Raw genomic sequence first — 715 nt, forward strand, 5'->3', positions numbered from 1 at the left:
CTACCTCTGGCAGAGCCAGTACAGGTCACGCCATTGGACTGGCGAACACTGACCGTGCGATTGCCCTGATTAAAGTTGTACTGCAACTGCAATGGGCGGCCGGTAAGCTTGTCCTGAATCCCGACGTTAACCCGCCATTGCCCGTTAAGAAGCTGAGCAGGGCCATCAGGCGTGGCGGCAGGCAGGGTGAGTGGTTCACCCTGAGCAGGTATTACTGGCGGTATGGTATTGGGGACAACTGCTGACTCCTGTGGAGCACCGTTCTGCCCTTCTGACGTTGCTGAGGGTGCAACACCAGCCGTCTGTTCAGTGACTAAGGCTTCACCATTTTTCACCGACTCCTGCGCTCCGTGGAGCGTCTCCTCTGCCCCCGTAGAGAGGACGTCGGCCTGTGCATCAACCCCATCCAACGTATGACTGACTTCGCTTGTACCGGCTACGGGTAAATGGTTGGCGGTAGCTGGTTGATCGTTGATCAGCAGCGCATTCACGCCATGGGTGACAGAGGCTTTTCCCTCTGGAAGGTTGTGATTGACAGCATCACTGACTGGCAGGCTGTGGTTTTTCTCACTGGAAATGCCTGGCAACCCCGGGAGTGAAATAGCCGGTACGCAACCACGCAGCAACCCCAATAGTAAGGCAAGGAGAAGTAGGGCTAATAGTAACCAGAGTAACCAGCGCCAGTTCCAATTCCAGCGACGCCTCCGTGTAACCC

The 715-nt window shown here is 56.2% G+C and carries 1 pseudogene; it reads right to left on the reverse strand.

Annotated elements, in window-relative coordinates:
- Positions 1 to 410: pseudogene (locus K5E19_RS23185) on the reverse strand (hypothetical protein); the annotation flags it as partial.
- Between the last annotated feature and the right edge of the window lie 305 nt (positions 411 to 715).

The sequence above is a fragment of the Enterobacter sp. RIT637 genome (assembly GCF_019718755.1).
Classification (GTDB): domain Bacteria; phylum Pseudomonadota; class Gammaproteobacteria; order Enterobacterales; family Enterobacteriaceae; genus Enterobacter.